Raw genomic sequence first — 18,029 nt, 5'->3', positions numbered from 1 at the left:
CACCTCCGCCAGTCTCCGCACCGCTCGCGCGCCACAGCGCCGAGCGGCCTCTGGTCGCGTCGTCAACCACACGGGTTGGCACGCTGCGGTTCACACCTCTGCCCGCTGCCGTCTGCCCACCGCAGCCCCACGCCACCCTGTGGACACGCATCCGATCCCTGTGGAAACGCAGCTGACGATCGCCGACCCGCACCCTCAGCCGAGTTCCAGGGCGGTGCAGACCCAGCGGTTGCGGCGGATCTCGAGGCGGAGTGCGATCGCACGGGACCGATGACCATGCCGAACGTGGGCAGCCACCTCGGCAACGTCCGTCGCCGGACAACAAACCCGGACCGACCGAACCGCACTCCGCTCCTTGGCCCCACGCCCGGTCGCCGTGGTCGTCATCCCCAGCACCCGAACCCGCCGATTCAGCTCAGCGAACACCACATCATCCGTGAACCGCACCAACTGAGAAATCGGCCGATCCCCAGCCAACACCTCAGAAACCGCCTGAGCCAACCGCCCACCCCAAACCCGAACATCCGGCAGGGGGCTTGGGTCGTTGGGGGTTGTGGGGGCGATGCCGACGCGTTTGAGGGCTTGGTGGCGGAGGGCGAGGGTGTTGGTGGGCATGGTGCCGGCGTGGCGGACGGTTGCCGGTACGGCGTGCTGCGACGGGTCGACGTCAACCGCGCGGAGGCGTGGGGTTGCCACGTCGGACAGGCTCGAGTGGGAGTCGGCGGCCTCGGTGAGAGGTGGGACTGGGGCCAGCGTCGGACCGGTCTGGTCCGGGCGTTGGGTGGGGGCCGCGGGGAGGTTTTGCTGGCTCATGTCACTTCTCCTGGTGGGTGGGCGGCACGGGGTTGCCGGTCGCGGGCGGCGGGATACGCAGCACCTGGCCGGGACGAATCAGGTCGGGGTCGGGCCCGATCAGCTGGCGGTTGGCGGCGTACCAGGCCGGCCAACGAGAGGCGATGTCCTGCGGGGTCGCTTGCGGGCCGAGCTCGGTCGCGGCGATGCTCCAGAGCGTGTCGCCGGGTTTCACGACCACCCGGCGAGGCACCCGCACCGGCTGCCCCGACCGCACATCCGTATACCGAACCGCAGCCCCCGCAGTAGGCCGATCCGGCACCCCCACCCGCACCCGCCCATCCCCCGCCACACCCCGGCGACCCCGAGCCTCAGCCGGCCCACCGGTCTGGGGCTGGGAGTCAGCCGGCGCCCCGGCCTGGGACCGGGAGTTAGCCGCGGCACCGGGCTGAGGCAGGGAGTCGGCTGGCGCGCCGGTGTTGGTGCCAGTCCGTTTGGCTGACGGGTTGGGGTCGGGAGCGGCGGTCTGCGGCTGCGGCGCAGGGCGGCGCGGCTCCAGTGGTACAACCCCCTCGGTCCGACCGTCCCGCCGTAGGTCGTGCGGCGCGTGAGCATCCCGCGGCACGACGTCCTGCGGCCTAGCAGCCTGCGTGTGGGTGGTGGATAGGGCCGAGCCGGTCAGGCGGACGGTGGACGGCGGCTCGGTGGTGCGCCAGGTGCTTGCGTTCGGTGTGGTGCCGGTCAGCAGGGTGGAGCGGGGTTCGTTGGTTGGTGGGTGCTCGGTGGTGGGCTGCAGGGTGGAGCGGGGCTCGGTCCAGGGGCGGTTGATGGGGGCGTCGGCCGGCGTGGCGTGGGCGGTGGTGAGGGTCAAGGGGGTCGCGGCGGCCAGACCGAGGGTGGTGCGGAGGAGGGTCCGGGCGGTCCGGGTGGTGATTAGGGCGGCGAGGGCGGAGGCGGCGGCGCCGAGGACGCCTGGAAGCTGTTCCAGAGCGGTTGTCGTGACCGCCAGGGCGAGCCAGGCGTAGGCGATCCAGGCGACTGTGGCGACCGCCAGGACGGTCAGTGAGTCGAGGTCGTGGCTGGTGGCTGCGCCGTACGAACCGGCCGTTATCCAGCGCAATGCCAGGCCGAGGGCGGCCAGCGTCGCCAGGGCGAGCAGGCCCTTCAGTCCTCGGATCATCGCGTTCACCCCACTTAGCCTCTGATCTATGAGTTTGCGTAAGTTTGCGTCTGCTTGACCACTATAGACCGGTAGTGATGCCGGTTCGCAAGTGGAAATGTCACGCAGCGTCGGCTTGGCGCACGGAAGGTGAGCAGGATCGGGTAGGTTCGCCGCCATGCGGTGGGATGCGTTGTTCGCGGACCTGGAGTCGCAGTTCGACGCGCTCCAGGCGGAGGATCTGTACGGCGAAGTGGCGGACCGGATCCGCGCTGAGGTCGGCAAGATCACCGTGCTCGACCGGCTGCGAGGCGCCGTCGACACCGTCGTACGGGTGGAGCTGACGAACGCCGAGCCCGTGCAGGGTCAACTCACCCGGGTCGGGAAGGACTGCCTGCTGATCGAGGCCGAGCGCGCCGAGGAGTGGCTGATCCCAGTTGCCGCGCTGGTCGCCGTACATCGGCTGGGGCCGTGGGCCGAGCCGGCAGTCGGCGCGGTGGCGGGGAAGCTCGGCCTGACGCACCTGCTGCGCGGGATCGCGCGCGACCGCTCACCGGTGACGCTGTTCTGCGGCGGGGCGCCCGTCACCGGGACGATCGACCGGGTCGGGGCGGACTTCCTGGAGCTCGCGGAGCATCCGCTGGACGCGCCGCGGCGGCGGACCGAGGTCTACAACGTGCGCCTGGTGCCGACCCAGGCGCTCTGTGCGGTACGACGCCGCTAGCCGGAGCGGCCGCTAGTTGTGCACGTCCTCCGACTGCTCGGCGTCCTCGCCGAACGGGTGCGCGTCGATGAACTCGCGAGTCTCGGTGTAGAGCCGCTCGATGTACTTCTCCAGCTCACTCGCCTCGACCCGCCACTGCCCGCGCCCGCCGATCTTCACCGCGGGGATGTCACCGCGGCGGACCAGGGCGTACACCTGGTTCGCGGAGATGTTGAGCACCTCGGCGACGTCGGCGAGCTGGAGGAAGCGCGGAGTCGGCATCCGGTCTGCTCCTTCACGTAGTGGCTGGTTCCTTCAGTTTGCCATGGTTGGCGATCGGACGATCCCGTTTGTCCCCAGGCTGACAGCCTGTGGATAGCCGTTCACGGTGTGGTGCCCGGACACGGCAGAATGTCGGCTCAGATGGCGATCGATTGACTGGGGAGTTCGACGTGGTCGACACAGCAGTGCGCGGTACCGGGTTCGGGGCGTCGTCCGTCCCCGCGCAGCGCAACCGGCGGGCCCGGTGGAAGGACGGCCGGCTCGTGCTCGGCGTGCTGCTGGTCGCGATCACCGCGCTGGCCGGCGCCAAGCTGCTCTCGTCCGCCGACGACACCACCACGATCTGGGCGGCCAAACGGGACCTGCCGGCCGGGACCAAGCTGACCGGCGACGACCTCACGACCGCGCGGGTCCGCTTCACCAACGGCGAGGACGCGGGGAGGTATGTCGCTGCCGACGCCGATCTGAAGGGGCTCGTCGTCAGCCGCGCGGTCGACGTGGGCGAGTTCGTGCCCCGGGAAGCGGCCGTCTCCGAGTCGGACAACGACCGCACCGAGTTGCCGCTGTCGGTCGCGACCGGGCGCCTGCCGTCGGACATCGCGGCCGGTGACGACGTCGACATCTGGGTGGTCCCGAAGGACGCGTCGCAGGCGAAGTTGCTCTGGGCAAAGGTCCGGGTGCTCCAGGCCGACGCGGTGAAGGGCGTGGCGGGTGGGTCGGCCCGACGGCAGGTCCTGGTCGGGCTGGCGCCCGACGACCTGCAACGACTGCCGGCCGCGTTGTCCGCGATGAGCACGGGGGAGCCGGTCCTCGTCAGGCGAGGCAACTGATGTCGGTACCAGTCCTCCTGGCCGTGACCGGGGCTCCGTGGGAGGCAGACGTCGTACGGCGGGCCGAGCGTGCGCCCGGGATTCGAGTGGTACGGCGATGTGTCGACATTGCCGACGTGATGGCGGCAGCCGCGAGTGGGCAGGCGCGGGCGGTCCTGCTCGCGGACGATCTGCCCAGGCTCACGTCCGACGCAGTCGCCGCGCTGCATGCGCGCCGGATCGCGGTGGTCGCGCTCGTGGACCCGACCGAGAACGGCGAACCCTTCGGCACCGAGGACAGGCTGAGCCGGATGGGGATCGAGCGCATCCTGCCGGCCGATGTCAGTCCGGAGGATCTCGGCCGGGCGATCACCGACGCGGTCGAGTCGGGTCCGCCGATGTCGGTGTCGCACTTCGCCGGTGGGTTCGTGCCGACGACGCCGGAGACGATGGGCCAGCCGCCGCCGGTCTACAACCAGGGCAGCGGCCGGATGATCGCGGTCTGGGGGCCGACTGGTGCTCCGGGGCGTACGACGGTCGCCGTTGGGCTCGCGTGTGAGCTTGCAGTAAAGGGCGTGCCGACGTTGCTGGCCGATGCCGACGTGTACGGCGGGACGGTCGCGCAGCATCTCGGGATGCTCGATGAGACCTCGGGGCTGGCGGCCGCGGCGCGGTCGGCGGCGAGTGGTGCGCTGGACATGGCGATGCTGGCGAAACATGCGCGGCAGGTCGAACCGCATCTGCTGGCGCTGACCGGGCTGAGCCGGGCGGACCGCTGGACGGAGCTGCGGCCGGCGGCGATCGAATCGGTCTGGTCGACTGCGCGGATGCTCGCGCCGTGCACAGTCGTGGACGTCGGGTTCTGCATCGAGAGCGACGAGGAGATCTCGTTCGACTCGCTGGCGCCCCGGCGCAACGGCGCGACACTGGCGACGCTCGAGGAGGCCGACGAGGTGGTCGTCGTCGGTACGGCGGACCCGGTCGGCCTCACGCGGTTGATCCGGGCGATCCACGAGCTGCGGTCGGTCGTGCCGTCGGTCAGCACACGGGTGGTGGTGAACCGGGTCCGGTCGGGTCCGCTCGGCAGTTCACCGTCCGATGCGATCGCGGAGGCGCTCGGGCGGTACGCGGGGGTCGAGGCAGCCGCGCAGCTCCCCTTCGACCAGCCGGCGGTGGATGCCGCGATCTCCCACGGTCGCAGCCTCGCCGAGGCCGCCAAGTCCAGCAAGCTCCGCAAGTCCCTCCAGCAGCTGGCGAACACGGTGACCAAAGACCTGTGACGGAAGGCGGGTCAGGGTTGGCTCGGTGGGGAATTGGGGGGAAACCCCACCGACAGCGACGTGGGGATGTGCCAGTGTTTGGGGAGTAGCCGACGCACCTAGGGGAACGTATGTCCGAGGTTCAGGGCCGGCCGGCCGGCACGATGAGTACCGAGCGGCGGTACGGGATCGCCATCTCGGTGGCGCTCATTCTGGGTGGCGTGTACTGGGCGCTGACCGGGCTGACCGAGGAGAGCAAGACGACCCAGGACAGCTACCCGGTCGAGGGGGACTCGCTGACGATCCAGACGACCTCGGTGGACGTCGAGGTGCGGTCCGGGGACGGGCCGGACGTGAAGGTCGAGCGGACGTTCGAGCGCAACGTGTTCGGGTCGGACCCGAAGGAGGACTACGAGGACGGGAAGTTGCAGCTGCGGGACAGCGGCTGCGGGTTCCTGTCGTTCGGGTGCGACACGAACTACGTCCTGACCGTGCCCAAGGACGTCAAGCTGACCGTCGAGAGCTCCAGCGGCGACATCAGGGTGTCCGGGCTGCCAGGCGGGGCGAACCTGAAGTCGAGCTCGGGCAGCATCGAGGCGGACGACGTCGGGGGATCGCTGTGGCTGGAGTCGAGCTCGGGCGATCTCGAGGCGCGGGGGCTGAGCGCGACCACGGTGAGCACGCAGAGCAGTTCGGGGAGCACCGAGCTGGACTTCATCTCCGCGCCGCAGTCGGTGGACGCCGAGTCGAGCTCGGGCGATGTGACGATCCGGATCCCGTCCGGGACCGAGACGTACAAGCTCGACACCGACACCTCCTCAGGGGACGAGACCGCCGACATCCGCAGCGACCCGTCCGCCACCCGCACCATCGACGCCAAGACCTCCTCCGGCGACCTGACCATCGAGTACAACCACTGATTCGCACCCCTGCGGGGTGCGGGAGGTCGGAGGCAGGCGACCGCAGCCGGTGACGCCTGGTGGGTGGGGTGGAGAAAGCTGCCATCGGTTGGGCAGCGGGGTGGTTACGGGGAGTTAGGGGGAGGGCCGCGAGGGTTAGCTCGGGTTTGTGCTGAGTAGGCTTGCGGGCATGTTGGTGGAGGCGGGTGTGCCGCGCGGGTTGCTGGTGGACTGGGGCGGTGTGCTCACTTCCGGGCTGGAGGATGCGCTGCGCCGGTGGGCCGAGGTGGACGGGTTCGACTTCGACTCGTACGTGCAGGCCGTGATGGCCTGGCTGCCCGCCGGGAACCCGGCCGAGGCGGTGGCGGAGGCCGAGCTGAACCCGATCCACGCGCTCGAGCGCGGCCAGCTCGCGGTCCCCGACTTCGAGCGCAAGCTCGCCTCGATCCTGGTCCGCCAAGACGGTTCGCCGGTCCCCGCGGAGGGCCTGATCGAGCGGATGTTCGCGCACTTCGAGCACCAGCCGGCGATGTCCGCGCTGGTCCGCCGGGCCCGCCAGCACGGCATCCGGACCGCCCTGCTGTCGAACTCCTGGGGCAACACCTACCCGCGCGACGCCTGGGACGGCATGTTCGACGACATCGTCATCTCCGGTGAGGTCGGGCTGCGCAAACCCGAGCCGGAGATCTTCCTGCTGGCCGCCCGCCGGCTGGACCTGAAGCCCGAGCAGTGCGTCTTCGTCGACGACCTCGAGCTCAACGTCGAGGGCGCGAAGGCCCTCGGCATGACCGCCGTCCTGCACACCTCGTACGACGACACCCTGAGTGCGCTGCAATCCCTGTTCGGAGTCGACCTGACGTGACCGTGATGTCCACCTCCTCCCCTGCGTCCCGCCCGCTCGTCTCTCGCCGCATCGTCATCGGGGTGGTCGCCTGCGCCGCTCTGGTGGCGCTGGGCGCCTGGGCGTACGGCCTGTTCGGCGGCATGATCGACCTCCGCGTGTACCGGATGGGCGGATCGGTGCTGCTCGACGGCGGTTCGCTGTACGACGCCAAGCTGCCGGGCTCAGGCCTGCCGTTCACCTACCCGCCGTTCGCGGCGATCGCGATGGTGCCGCTGGCCGCCGTACCGTGGAGTGCCGCGCTGGTCGTGTGGACCACGCTGTCGGTGCTGTGCATCACCGCGCTGTGGCGGACGAGCCTGCCGAAGACGGCCTGGTCGTTCTTCAACCAGCGCAAGCGCACCGCCGTGCTGGTCGCGCTCACCGCGCTGTCGCTGCTGCTCGAGCCGGTCTGGCAGACGATCCAGTTCGGCCAGATCAACCTGTTGCTGACCGCAATGATCCTGCTGGACCTGGTGCGGCCGCAGGACGCGCGGCTGCGTGGGTTCTGGCTCGGTGTGGCGATCGGCGTCAAGCTGACCCCGCTGCCGTTGCTGGCGCTGCTCGTGGTCACGAAGCAGTGGCGGGCGCTGCGGAACGCCGTACTGGGTCTGCTGGCGACGATGGCGGTCGGGTTCGCGATCGTGCCGAAGCAGTCCTGGCGGTACTGGACCGAGGTGATCCTCGACGCCAACCGGGTCGGCGGCCTCGCCTACAGCGGCAACCAGTCGTTCAACGGCTTCCTGCACCGGCTGGGGAACGACGCGGGCTGGGTGCAGCCCACGTGGTTCCTGTTGTCGGCCGTGTTCGGCCTGCTGGTGCTGTGGATGGCCCGGCGGTACTGGCTCGCCGACGAGCGGGTCACCGCGATCGCCGTGATGGCGCTGGCCGTCCTGTACGCGTCGCCGGTGACTTGGAGCCACCACTGGGTGTGGATCATCCCGCTCGGTGTGAGCCTGATCCGCGCGGTCAACCGGGTCTGGGGTCTCAACCCGGCCGTGGTGACCGGTGTGCTGTTCTACGGCCTGTTCGTGCTGCGGTCGATCTGGTGGGTGCCATTCCGCGACGACCGCGAGCTGGACTGGACGTTCTGGCAGTCCATCCCCGGCAACTCGCACCTGATCCTCGGCATGATCGCGTTCATCGTCCTCGCGGTCACCAGCCGCAGTCTCCCTAAACCAGCGCCCGTAACGGCCGATCGAGCCTGACAGCCAACTCGGCGTCGACGTACGCCGCCTCAGTCAGCAGTACGTCGACACTCGCTCGAAACGCACGCTGCAGCTCAGCAGGCTCCAGCGACCGCACCAGCGTCGCCTCCACGGGAGCCGTGGTGGCGGAGGGCAACAGGTGAAGGCCACGCCCCTGCGAGTGCGGGACATCGTGCCGCAGGCAGGCCAGCATCAGCACGTGGTCCCGCACGCCGCTGATCATGTACTCCGCCTGCCACGCCTTGCCCCGCGCGATGCTGGAGCGCGCATGCAACGCGTACAGCCACCCCATACCGACCAGGTCCACGGCAGCGGGCACGCCCCATGGGGGCTGGTCGGCACCCTCACCGAACAGCAGGCGGAAGCTAGGCCCGACTGCACCGAAGGAGCCCGCCGGCGCGAACGCAATGTCCACCTGCAACGTGGACTCAAGCAGGAATACCCGATAGACGGTGTCCCGCGACCACCTGTCCGTGTGGTGCACAGCGCTGTACGACCCGTACATCCGGTCAGTCCAGTCAGCCAGTACGGCGTCCTGCGACGCAGCAGCCGTCAACCCAAGCGCAAGGTCCACATCGGACCACTCGTCCTCAGCACCCAGCGCAGCCGAGCCAGTCAGCGCAGCACCGGCGACACGCTCGTCGGCCCGGGCCGCTGCCACCAGCGCGTCCCGCAGTGCCTCGCGCTCGGCAACCGTGTACATCACGTGGAAAACAGTAGGAGCAGACCGCCCGTGGTGTAGCCGACCATGACGACGAGCAGCGGCACCTGACCGGCCAGCGCCTTGTTGCGTGGGAAGAGCGCGACGGCGCGGTCGTGGGCCGAGATCACGCCCGCTAGGTGACCGCAGACCACCGCCAGCACCTGGAGGACCGCGATCGTCCCGCTGTGGTTGGTAATGCCGGTGTTCACCGCGAGCAACCCGGTGCCGAACACGTTCGCCCCGTTGCTGAGCGGGTCACTCAGGTAGATGAGCGTCCGCTGCCCCTCGAGGATGAACAGGGTCAGGTAGTGCGCGACGACGTACCCGAGGGCGATCGGTACGACGGAGTGCGCGAACAGCCTGGGGAGCGCCCGGCGCGAGCTGTGCGACAGCCGCCCGGCCAGCAGCGTGGCGCCGGAGTACGTGACCAGCACGAACAGAATGAACCCGATCAGCGCCAGCGTGCCGAGCAGCGTCATCGAGTAGTCGGTGTTCTGCGCCCAGCCGATCCAGGCCGACGAGTTCGAGAAACCGTCGTACGCCGTCGAGCCGAGGAGGGCCGACACCATGCCGACGAGACCGGGCAGCGGCTTCAGGCCGTCCAGGTTCTCCAGCGGGCGGCGGACCACCAACAGTCCGTCGGTACGGCGGCCCCACGGCGACAACCGGGCCATCAGCGAGGCGTAGACCTCGAACGGGTCGCCGGTCGAGAACCAGCGGTCGCCGAACAGGATCGCGCCGAACAGCATGATCACGACGTACAGCGCCATCCAGGCCTGCAGCACCGGGATGGTGGCCCGGTCCGGGGCGACGAGCTCGAGCCAGGTGAAGGCGAAAATGCCCAGTGTCGCCGGCCAGAGGCCGAGCCAGGGCGGGAGCCGGAGCAGGCCCTTCGACGGGGGCTGGCGGAGGACCTTGCACAGCAGCAGGTGGACGGTGCGCAGCGGGTTCAGGGTCCGCCAGACCGGGCCGAGCAGCAGCGAGATCGGCACCAGGCCGACCCAGACCAGGATGTAGATGAAGCCGAAGATCGGGTTGGTCAGCCGGTCCACGCCGAACAGCAGCGCGACCATCGCGTAGCCGAAGATGGCCAGGCCGACCAGCCGGACGATCCAGCGGAACCAGCTCGCGTCGACGGTCCGCGTGATTGCGGCCGGCAACGGCTTTCCGGAGGCGTCGCCGCGGTACTTCGGGTTCCGCCAGGCCAGCGCGAGGACGACGAACGACAGCGCGATCGCGACCGCGGCGCCGCCCACGGCCAGCCCGAACGGGATCGGCAGGTCCTGCCGGCCACCGATCCCGTGCAGCGGGAGCAGAAGAGGAGTGGTCACGAGACGACGAGCTTGGCGACGAGCTTGCCGCTTTCGTGGGTCTCGATCTCGAAGGTGCCCTTCATGTTCGCGGTGAACTTGACCGAGGCGGGCTTGCCCGGGGTCAGCGGGAGCTCCTTGTCGTAGCCGTGGATGTGCAGCTCGTCCGGCGCGTCGCTGATCGCGGTGACCAGGACGGTCTGACCGGCCTTGACCTTGATGCTCGCGCCGCTCGGGTTGACCTTGCCGTTGGCAACGGTGACGTTGATGGTGACGTCGGCCTGCTCACCGGACGGGTCGGCGGTGTTCGACGGGCTGCTCGGGTTCGGCTTGCCCGGCGTCTGGGTCATCGTCGGCAGGTCGGTGGGGGTACTGGAGGGAGCGGTCGCCGACGGGGTCGTGCTCGGACTCGCGCCGCTGTCGGTTTCGTTCCCGCAGCCGGCCAGGACCAGCATGGCCAGGGCGGGGAGGAGAGCGGTGGCGGTGCCGCGAGTGAGCGTCGTACGCATCGGTCGAGGGGCCTTTCGAGGGATCTGTTCAGTTCTCGGGGTGCGGACACACCCTCTTGCCTGACGAACACCAATAGCTCAGTGTTCCCGTACGGCCAGTGTCGCAGCCCACTGTCGGTGGGGCGGGCTAGGGTGACCAGACAAGCTGATCGACTGAGAGGAAGGTGACCCGATGCCGGACCGGTTGACGTCGCTGGACCTCACCTTCCTCAAGGCCGAGTCGCCGGCCACCCCGATGCACGTCGGGACGGTCGACATCTTCGAGCCGCCGGTGCACGGGGACGACGGGTTCGACTACGAGAGCCTGGTCGCCCTGATCCGGGACCGGATCGCCTTCGTGCCGCGGTACCGGCAGCGGGTCCAGCAGGTGCCGGGCCGGTTCGCCGGCCCGGTCTGGGTGGACGACGAAGAGTTCGACATCACCTTCCACGTACGGCGCTCCGCCCTGCCGCGCCCGGGGACGCACGCCCAGCTGCTGGAACTGGTCGCCCGGATCATGTCCCGCCGGCTGGACCGGGCCCGCCCGCTGTGGGAGATGTACCTGGTCGAGGGCCTGCAGGGCGACCGGTTCGCGATCATCTCCAAGTCCCACCAGGCCCTTGTCGACGGCAACAGTACGGTCGACATCGGCCAGGTCGTGCTGGACGCCACCGCGCAGCCGCGGGACACCCCGACCGACACCTGGCAGCCGGCCCACCCGCCATCCGCGCTGGAGCTGCTGGCCGGCGTGTTCGCGGACGCCACGCGGCACCCGACCGCCGTGCTCGAGCTGGCCCGGGCCGAGATGGCCAGCCTGACCGGGTCCACCTCGGTCCGCGAGGTGCTCGGCGGCGTGGTCGGCTCTCTCGCTGCGCAGCGGCACGCACAGGAGAGCTCACTGCACGTGAAGACCTCCGGCCAGCGCCGGTTCACCACCGTGCAGACCGACCTGGAGGACTACCGGACCGTCCGCGCACTGCACGGCGGGACGGTGAACGACGTGGTCCTGGCCGTGGTCGCGGGTGCGTTCCGAGCCTGGATGATGACCCGCGGTGAGGGCGTCGGGCCGACCCGCAGCGTGCGGGCCGTGGTCCCGGTCAGCATCCGCGACGACGAGGACGAGGAGCCGACCTCGCTCGGGTCCAGCGTGATCGCCTCGACCGTGACCCTCCCGGTCGGCGAGAACTCCCCGGTCATGCGGCTGCACCAGATCTCGTACCAGACCAAGGTTCACAAGGACACCGGCCGCGCGGTCAGCGCCCGGTCGCTGGTCGGCATCGCCGGGTTCGCGCCGACCACGCTGCACGCGCTCGCCGCCCGGGTCGCGACCACGACGGTCCGGCCGATCGATGACGTGGTGATCACCAACGTGCCGGGTCCGCAGTTCCCGCTGTACGCGCAGGGTGCGCCGATGCTGGCGTCGTACCCGGTGGTCCCGCTGATGCCCGGACAGGGGTTGTCCGTCGGCGTCACGTCGTACGACGGGAAGGTGTCGTTCGGGCTGAACGCGGACCGCACCGCGATGCCCGACCTGGCCGTTTTCGCCCAATGTGTGACCGATGCGCTGGACGAGTTGCTGGAGACCACCAAGGGCAGCCGGAGCCGGGCCTCCCGTGGCCGGAAGCGCGGCACAACGAAGAAGGCGGGCTCGTGAGGATCTACCTCCCATCCACGCTGCGGCGGCTCGACGACGCCTACCACGCCGGCGAGTTCGGCCCGCCGCCGCTGACGGCGTACGCGGTCACCCCGGCGCTGCGGGAGTGGTACGCCGAGGGCGACGACGAGGAGCTCGAGTACGCCGCGATGGCGCAGGCGGCCCGGGCTTCGGTGGGACTGCTGGCCGCCGATCCGGGCACTGCCCGCAGACGGGTGGTGATCGCGTGTGAGGTGAGCGCGATCCCGCCGGCGGACGGCACGGTCGAGCTGGGCGACGCCCGGCTCGAGCTGAACGTGGTGGTTCCGTGGTCCACGGTGGCCGCGGTGCACGTGGACGCGCCCGACGCGGCGGCGGTGGTCGGGAAGGCCGCCGACCTGTGGGACGCGGCCCAGAGCGGTGACGACGACGCGGTGTTCGCCCTCGATTCGTGCGAGGGTGAAGACCTGATGTGGTACGCGACGCAGGAGATTCCCGATCTGCTGGCGGCGGAGGGGCCGCGCGGCGGGCTGAACGGCTCGAGCTGACCAAGGGGAGTTGGTGGCGATGCAGGCGATCTGGAAAGGTGCCATCTCGTTCGGGATGGTGACGATCCCCATCAAGGTGTTCTCGGCGACCGAGGAGAAGGACATCTCCTTCCGCCAGGTGCACGTCTCCGACGGTGGCCGGATCAAGTACAAGCGGGTCTGCTCGATCGACGGCGAGGAGGTGCCGTACTCCGACATCGCCAAGGGCTACGAGATGCCGGACGGCCGGATGATCGTGCTGGAGGCGGACGACTTCGCCGACCTGCCGCTGTCCAGCAAGAAGGTCATCGACGTGCTGGAGTTCGTGCCGTCGGACCAGGTCGACCCGCTGTACCTGGGCAAGTCCTACTACCTGCAGGCCGACGGCGGGCCGGGCGCCAAGCCGTACGTGCTGCTCCGGGACGCCCTCGACGGCTCCGAGCTGTACGCGCTGGTGAAGGTCGCGCTGCGGTCCCGGGAGAGCCTCGGGCTGCTCCGGACGGTCGGCGACATCCTGGTGCTGCAGGTCATGCTGTGGCCGGACGAGGTCCGGGACGCGTCCTTCGCGGCGCCGGCCGAGGACGTCGAGATCCGGTCCCAGGAGAAGGCGATGGCGGCGTCGTACATCGACACGCTGCGTGGCGAGTTCGACCCGGACCAGTACCACGACGAGTACCGCGTGGCGCTGGAGAAGGTGGTCGAGGCGAAGGCGGCCGGGGTGCCGCTGCCGGAGACCGAGGAGGAGGAGCCGGAGGGCGCCGAGGTCGTCGACCTGGTCGCCGCGCTGCGCGCCTCGGTCGAGGCCGCGAAGGCGCGCCGAGCCGGTGGTGGTGAGGCCGATGCGCCGGCCAAGAAGGCCCCGGCGAAGAAGGCGGCCGCCAAGAAGGCACCGGCCAAGAAGGCCGCGGCTGCGAAGAAGGCCCCGGCGAAGAAGACCGCCAAGAAGACCACGAAGAAGTCGGCATGACCGAGCGTGGCCAGGAGCGTGCCGGCCACAGCCGGCGGGCGGTCGAGGTGAAGGCATGAGCGATCAGCCTCCGGACCTGCCGACTCCTCCGCCGACCACGACCGAGATTCCCCAGGACGCCTCGGAGATCCCGGCCGACCCGACCGCCGCGCCGGTCCGCCCTGGTGCGTTCCTGCTCGAGCTGATCCCGGTGCCGGTGTCGGACATCGACCGGGCGAAGCGGTTCTACTCCGAGCAGTGCGGGTTCCACGTCGACGTGGACGTCTCCCCGGCGGACGGCGTCCGCGTCGTCCAGCTGACGCCGCCGGGCTCGTACTGCTCGATCAGCCTTCTGCAAGGCCTGCCGATGGCCGACATGGAGCCGGGCTCGCTGCGGGCCCTGCACCTGGTCGTCAAGGACATCGAGGCGGCTCGCCAGGAGCTGATCGGGCGCGGTGTCGACGTCGGCGAGACCGAGGACCTCGGCGGCGTCTACTACGCCTGGTTCAAGGACCCCGACGGCAACACCTGGACCCTCCAGCACATGCCCTGGCGCGCCTAGCTAGTGTCCTGAGCCGGCGAGGAGCTCGAGCAACCGCTCGTTGAACTGCTCGGGGAACTCGGCCGGCTTCATCCGGTAGTCGCGCAAGCCCGCCATCACCAGGCGCCCGGCCGGCTGCTCGATCGGCACCCGTCCGGCAACCCACTGCAGGTAGCGCGACCCGAGCCTGTCCGGCAGCCCGGGCACCCGCCCGTACGTCGTACTCACCTCGAGGGACTCCTGCTGACCCGGAATCTCCATCAGCGTCACGTCGTACAAGCGCAGGTACGCCGCCTGCGCGTCAGCGCTCACGAAATGCCCGACCCCACCCATGCAGCCGAACCTACCGTCTCATCGGCCGACGCCGGGCGAGCACTTGTTGGCGTGAAACGTATGCTACAAATGAGTGGCCGGTCGCCGAGCGGACCAGTCGGGCTTGTGGTCAGGTTGCTGGTCAGGTTCGTTTCCGGTGGTGAGTCATGGCACCATGCTGGTGTCACCAGCGAGCGCGCCGCCCACCCGCACCGGCGTACCAGCACGATCCACAACCCTGATCGAGGAGCACCGCACGATGGATGCCGTCACCGCTGTACCTACTCCCGCCAACGAGCCCGTCAAGGGGTATGCGCCTGGATCGTCGGAGCGGGCGAGTCTGGAGGCGAAGCTCAAGGAGTTCACTGCGGCGGGTGCGATCGACCTGACCTGCACGATCGGTGGTGAGCAGCGGGTCGGTGGTGGTGCGCCGATCGAGGTGGTGCAGCCGCACAAGCACCGGCATGTGCTCGGCACGCTGGGTACTGCGACCGAGGCGGACGGCCGGGAGGCTGTGATCGCGGCGCTGGGCGCGGCGAAGTCGTGGCGTGCGTTGTCGTTCGACGACCGGGCGGCGATCTTCTTGAAGGCGGCCGATCTGCTGGCCGGCCCGTGGCGCGACACGCTGAACGCGGCGACGATGCTGGGTCAGTCCAAGACGGTGCAGCAGGCCGAGATCGACGCCGCGTGTGAGCTGATCGACTTCCTCCGGTTCAACGTGGCGTTCGCGCGGCAGATCGTGAGTGACCAGCCGATCTCGTCGCCGGGGGTGTGGAACCGGGTCGACTACCGGCCGCTGGAGGGGTTCGTCTACGCGATCACGCCGTTCAACTTCACCGCGATCGCGGGCAACCTGCCGACCGCGCCGGCGTTGATGGGGAACACGGTGGTGTGGAAGCCGTCGCCGACTCAGCAGTTCGCGGCGCACTGGACGATGCGGCTGCTGGAGGCGGCGGGGCTGCCGGCGGGTGTGATCAACCTGGTGACCGGTGACGGTATCGAGGTGTCCAAGGCTGCGCTGACGCATCCGGATCTGGCCGGGATTCACTTCACCGGGTCGACGAAGACGTTCCAGTCGTTGTGGTCGGCGGTGGGTGCGAACATCGCGTCGTACAAGACCTATCCGCGGCTGGTCGGTGAGACCGGTGGCAAGGACTTCATCCTGGCGCATCCGTCGGCGGATCCGGCGGTGCTGAAGACCGCGATGGTGCGGGGTGCGTTCGAGTACCAGGGTCAGAAGTGCTCGGCGGCGTCTCGGTCGTACGTCGCGCGCAGTGTGTGGGACCGGATCCGGGACGACATCGTGGCCGAGACCGAGTCGCTCACGATGGGTGATGTGACCGACCTGTCGAACTTCATCGGTGCGGTGATCGACGAGCGGGCGTTCGCCAAGCACAAGGTGGCGCTGGACCGGGCCCGGCGGGCCGACGGGCTCGAGGTGGTTGCCGGTGGCACCTACGACGACAGCGAGGGGTACTTCGTCCGGCCGACGCTGATCGTGTCCGACGACCCGACCGACGAGATCTTCACCACCGAGTACTTCGGCCCGATCCTCGGCGTGCACGTGTACGACGACGCCGACTACGACACGGTGCTGCAGCAGATGGAGAGCGCGGCGCCGTACGGGCTGACGGGTGCTGTGATCGCGCAGGACCGGCATGCGGTGGCTGCGGCCAGTGACTACCTGCGGTTTGCGGCTGGGAACTTCTACGTGAACGACAAGCCGACCGGTGCGGTGGTCGGGCAGCAGCCGTTCGGTGGGTCGCGGGCGTCGGGGACGAACGACAAGGCCGGGTCGATGTGGAACCTGATCCGCTGGGCCAGCCCGCGCTCGATGAAGGAGACCTTCGCCCCGCCGACCGACTACCGGTACCCGCATCAGGGTTGATCAGGGAAGGTCGGGGTTTACCCGGGAATCGGCGGGATCGGGAGTAGGTGGGCCCGTTGCGACGTTTCCCGGGTATGCATGAAACCGATCTGCACCTCGAGCCCAACGAAGCGTCCGACCTCTGCCTTGTGTTCGGGCCGGACGTCCTCGACCGCCACGGCTGGGACCGCGCGTTCGTGACGGTGCTGGACGAGGCGACCGCCGAGGACGCGCTGGCGCTGCTCGTCCACACCGCCGGGGCGCCGCTCGACGACGAGTGGTCGGCGATGCGTGTGTTCGCGGACGCCGGGGTGCACGCGGGCAAGACCGAGGACGCCGAGGCGTGCGCCTCGCGGGACGGCTACGTCTACGTGGTCGGCTCGCAGTTCGGGAAGAAGGCGGGACCGCTCGCGGCCAAGCGTTCCTGGATTGCCCGGGTCAGCGAGCAGTCGCTGGCGGACGCGGTCGACACCGGTGGCCGCGCGACGCTGGAGGTCGTCCGGCTGCGGTTCACGCTGCACCGGGCGATCAACGACGCCCTGGCCGACGTCGAGCTGCTGCCGATGGGCGAGCTCGAGCGCCAGGCGTACGTCGATGCCACCATCGCGATCGGTGAGCAGAAGGCCAAGCGCTGGGCCGGGACCGTCCTCCCGACGGACCGCCCGGTCAACATCGAGGCCGCCGAGTTCCGCGCCGACGGCCGGCTGCTGCTCGGCCTGCGCTACCCGGTGACCGCCGACGGCCACCCGATCCTGGTCGAGCTCGAGAACGTCGAGGAGCTCTTCGACGACCCGAACGCCGTACCGCGGTGTGGCAACGTCTGGGTGCTCGGCGATGTCGGCAGCGTCGAGGCGCCGGCCGGGTTCCGCGGTCTCGACACCCATGGCGGAGACCGCTTCGACGCGGTGATCGGCGACCTGGACGCGTCCGGCAAGTCGGCCACCGTCCTCGAGGACCACCCGGAGGGCGCGAACGCCGCCTCTGAGCACGTCCGGTTCGAGCTCCCGGACGACAGCGCCGGCGGTGTGGTCAGCGCCAAGGTCGTCCACCACTTCGGCGACATCCGCCGGGTCGAAGGCGTCGCCGTCGACCACGAAGGCCACGCCCACTACGTGATCGACGAGGAAGGCCACGTGGCCCTCAGGACGCTGGTTTTCGACTAGGTGTACTGACCCGGGAGGTTGTTGACTGAGGGCGAGACCTCCGGGCCGGTGGGCGCTCCGTCGTACTGGTCCCAGAGCAACTCCAGGAAGCCCGCGGCCCAGCGGCGGTTGGTCCGGCGCTGGCGTTCGACCCCGCACACGCCAGGCCGGTGGTGTGCGTGTTCGGACCACCGCTCTAGGCGGTGCGGTTGAGCTCCTGCAGGGGCGGGTCGACCAGGAGGGCGGATCCGCACTTGACGCAGATCCACTCGTCGGGCTCGTCGACCAGGTGGTCGGCGGCTTCGATCCGCTCGAACGGCATCACGGTCGCGCAGAACACGCAGTACTGCGAGTCCTCGCCGGCCGGTTCCGCGCGCTGACGCTTCTTCCGCATGACGGGCTCACCTCCGGAGCAACACTTCCCTTCAGGTTGCCACCGCAGGTGAGCCCATCAGCGGAGCGACACACCGCCTCGATCCGTGACCCCGGCCGCGGACAGGACACCGAAAGTCCAGCAGAAGTCCGGCAGCGGTGACCTCTTGACTAGCGCGAGAAACCGTTCCTAGCAT

The 18,029-nt window shown here is 69.7% G+C and carries 21 protein-coding genes; 12 read left to right on the top strand and 9 right to left on the bottom strand.

Annotation, left to right across the window (positions count from 1 at the left end):
- Positions 1-195 precede the first annotated feature (195 nt).
- Together AB0H36_RS37335 and AB0H36_RS37330 are read right to left on the bottom strand one after the other, a co-directional pair.
- The gene (locus tag AB0H36_RS37335; protein WP_360534802.1) at positions 196-813 is read right to left on the bottom strand and encodes an Rv3235 family protein; all 618 of its coding nucleotides are present in this window, start codon (positions 811-813) and stop codon (positions 196-198) included.
- Position 814: 1 nt separating this feature from the next.
- Entirely contained in the window at positions 815-1,972 is a 1,158-nt protein-coding gene (locus AB0H36_RS37330; protein WP_360534800.1) for a LysM peptidoglycan-binding domain-containing protein, read from the bottom strand.
- A 157-nt stretch (positions 1,973-2,129) separates the two neighbouring features.
- Between AB0H36_RS37330 and AB0H36_RS37325 the strand changes: the two genes are divergently transcribed.
- Positions 2,130-2,675 carry a hypothetical protein gene (locus AB0H36_RS37325; protein ID WP_360534798.1) on the top strand — a complete coding sequence of 182 codons (546 nt, stop codon included), beginning with the start codon at positions 2,130-2,132 and terminating at the stop codon, positions 2,673-2,675.
- Positions 2,676-2,687: 12 nt separating this feature from the next.
- Here the strand turns inward: AB0H36_RS37325 and AB0H36_RS37320 are convergent, their stop codons facing one another.
- Positions 2,688-2,936, bottom strand: coding sequence for a helix-turn-helix domain-containing protein (locus tag AB0H36_RS37320; protein ID WP_360534796.1), 249 nt, complete (start codon positions 2,934-2,936; stop codon positions 2,688-2,690).
- Positions 2,937-3,106: 170 nt separating this feature from the next.
- Between AB0H36_RS37320 and AB0H36_RS37315 the strand changes: the two genes are divergently transcribed.
- From AB0H36_RS37315 to AB0H36_RS37295, 5 genes are all read left to right on the top strand, one after another.
- Entirely contained in the window at positions 3,107-3,766 is a 660-nt protein-coding gene (locus tag AB0H36_RS37315) for an SAF domain-containing protein (RefSeq protein WP_360534794.1), read from the top strand.
- Positions 3,766-5,025, top strand: a complete 1,260-nt coding sequence (locus AB0H36_RS37310) for a hypothetical protein (protein WP_360534792.1) — start codon at positions 3,766-3,768, stop codon at positions 5,023-5,025. The genes AB0H36_RS37315 and AB0H36_RS37310 overlap by 1 nt, the downstream gene beginning before the upstream one ends.
- A 110-nt stretch (positions 5,026-5,135) precedes the next feature.
- Positions 5,136-5,924, top strand: a complete 789-nt coding sequence (locus AB0H36_RS37305) for a DUF4097 family beta strand repeat-containing protein (RefSeq protein ID WP_360534790.1) — start codon at positions 5,136-5,138, stop codon at positions 5,922-5,924.
- 169 nt (positions 5,925-6,093) lie between these two features.
- Positions 6,094-6,765, top strand: a complete 672-nt coding sequence (locus AB0H36_RS37300) for an HAD family phosphatase (RefSeq protein ID WP_360534788.1) — start codon at positions 6,094-6,096, stop codon at positions 6,763-6,765.
- Between the two features lie 5 nt (positions 6,766-6,770).
- Entirely contained in the window at positions 6,771-7,991 is a 1,221-nt protein-coding gene (locus tag AB0H36_RS37295) for a glycosyltransferase 87 family protein (RefSeq protein ID WP_360534786.1), read from the top strand.
- On the opposite strand, the gene AB0H36_RS37290 is transcribed toward AB0H36_RS37295, so the two are convergent.
- Genes AB0H36_RS37290 through AB0H36_RS37280 form a run of 3 tightly spaced genes read right to left on the bottom strand, consistent with a single transcriptional unit; the run spans position 7,957 to position 10,513 of the window.
- Positions 7,957-8,694 carry a nucleotidyltransferase domain-containing protein gene (locus tag AB0H36_RS37290; protein WP_360534865.1) on the bottom strand — a complete coding sequence of 246 codons (738 nt, stop codon included), beginning with the start codon at positions 8,692-8,694 and terminating at the stop codon, positions 7,957-7,959. The two genes, AB0H36_RS37295 and AB0H36_RS37290, sit on opposite strands and share 35 nt — an antisense overlap.
- Positions 8,694-10,025, bottom strand: coding sequence for a hypothetical protein (locus AB0H36_RS37285; RefSeq protein ID WP_360534784.1), 1,332 nt, complete (start codon positions 10,023-10,025; stop codon positions 8,694-8,696). The genes AB0H36_RS37290 and AB0H36_RS37285 overlap by 1 nt, the downstream gene beginning before the upstream one ends.
- Positions 10,022-10,513, bottom strand: a complete 492-nt coding sequence (locus AB0H36_RS37280) for a cupredoxin domain-containing protein (RefSeq protein WP_360534782.1) — start codon at positions 10,511-10,513, stop codon at positions 10,022-10,024. The genes AB0H36_RS37285 and AB0H36_RS37280 overlap by 4 nt, the downstream gene beginning before the upstream one ends.
- Positions 10,514-10,685: 172 nt before the next feature.
- Between AB0H36_RS37280 and AB0H36_RS37275 the strand changes: the two genes are divergently transcribed.
- From AB0H36_RS37275 to AB0H36_RS37260, 4 genes are read left to right on the top strand one after another with little or no spacing between them, the layout of a single operon-like run.
- The gene (locus tag AB0H36_RS37275; RefSeq protein WP_360534780.1) at positions 10,686-12,146 is read left to right on the top strand and encodes a wax ester/triacylglycerol synthase family O-acyltransferase; all 1,461 of its coding nucleotides are present in this window, start codon (positions 10,686-10,688) and stop codon (positions 12,144-12,146) included.
- The gene (locus AB0H36_RS37270; RefSeq protein WP_360534778.1) at positions 12,143-12,673 is read left to right on the top strand and encodes a hypothetical protein; all 531 of its coding nucleotides are present in this window, start codon (positions 12,143-12,145) and stop codon (positions 12,671-12,673) included. The genes AB0H36_RS37275 and AB0H36_RS37270 overlap by 4 nt, the downstream gene beginning before the upstream one ends.
- A gap of 19 nt (positions 12,674-12,692) precedes the next feature.
- Positions 12,693-13,619 (top strand): Ku protein, encoded by a 927-nt coding sequence (locus tag AB0H36_RS37265; RefSeq protein ID WP_360534863.1) that lies wholly within the window; start codon positions 12,693-12,695, stop codon positions 13,617-13,619.
- 55 nt (positions 13,620-13,674) lie between these two features.
- Positions 13,675-14,160, top strand: a complete 486-nt coding sequence (locus AB0H36_RS37260) for a VOC family protein (protein ID WP_360534776.1) — start codon at positions 13,675-13,677, stop codon at positions 14,158-14,160.
- Here AB0H36_RS37260 and AB0H36_RS37255 read toward each other — a convergent pair whose 3' ends face one another.
- Positions 14,161-14,472: a hypothetical protein gene (locus AB0H36_RS37255; RefSeq protein ID WP_360534774.1), complete on the bottom strand. Its 312-nt coding sequence runs from the start codon at positions 14,470-14,472 to the stop codon at positions 14,161-14,163.
- Between the two features lie 139 nt (positions 14,473-14,611).
- Between AB0H36_RS37255 and pruA the strand changes: the two genes are divergently transcribed.
- Positions 14,612-16,339: an L-glutamate gamma-semialdehyde dehydrogenase gene (pruA, locus tag AB0H36_RS37250; RefSeq protein ID WP_360534772.1), complete on the top strand. Its 1,728-nt coding sequence runs from the start codon at positions 14,612-14,614 to the stop codon at positions 16,337-16,339.
- A 74-nt stretch (positions 16,340-16,413) separates the two neighbouring features.
- Positions 16,414-17,481, top strand: a complete 1,068-nt coding sequence (locus tag AB0H36_RS37245; RefSeq protein WP_360534770.1) for a hypothetical protein — start codon at positions 16,414-16,416, stop codon at positions 17,479-17,481.
- Here AB0H36_RS37245 and AB0H36_RS37240 read toward each other — a convergent pair.
- Both AB0H36_RS37240 and AB0H36_RS37235 read right to left on the bottom strand, forming a co-directional pair.
- A complete protein-coding gene (locus tag AB0H36_RS37240; RefSeq protein WP_360534768.1) occupies positions 17,478-17,621 on the bottom strand; it encodes a hypothetical protein in 144 nt (47 codons plus the stop codon). The two genes, AB0H36_RS37245 and AB0H36_RS37240, sit on opposite strands and share 4 nt — an antisense overlap.
- 35 nt (positions 17,622-17,656) lie before the next feature.
- Positions 17,657-17,854: a hypothetical protein gene (locus AB0H36_RS37235; RefSeq protein ID WP_360534766.1), complete on the bottom strand. Its 198-nt coding sequence runs from the start codon at positions 17,852-17,854 to the stop codon at positions 17,657-17,659.
- Between the last annotated feature and the right edge of the window lie 175 nt (positions 17,855-18,029).

Source organism: Kribbella sp. NPDC050820, assembly GCF_040653975.1.
GTDB lineage: Bacteria > Actinomycetota > Actinomycetes > Propionibacteriales > Kribbellaceae > Kribbella.
This window is presented reverse-complemented; position numbering and strand designations above follow the sequence as displayed.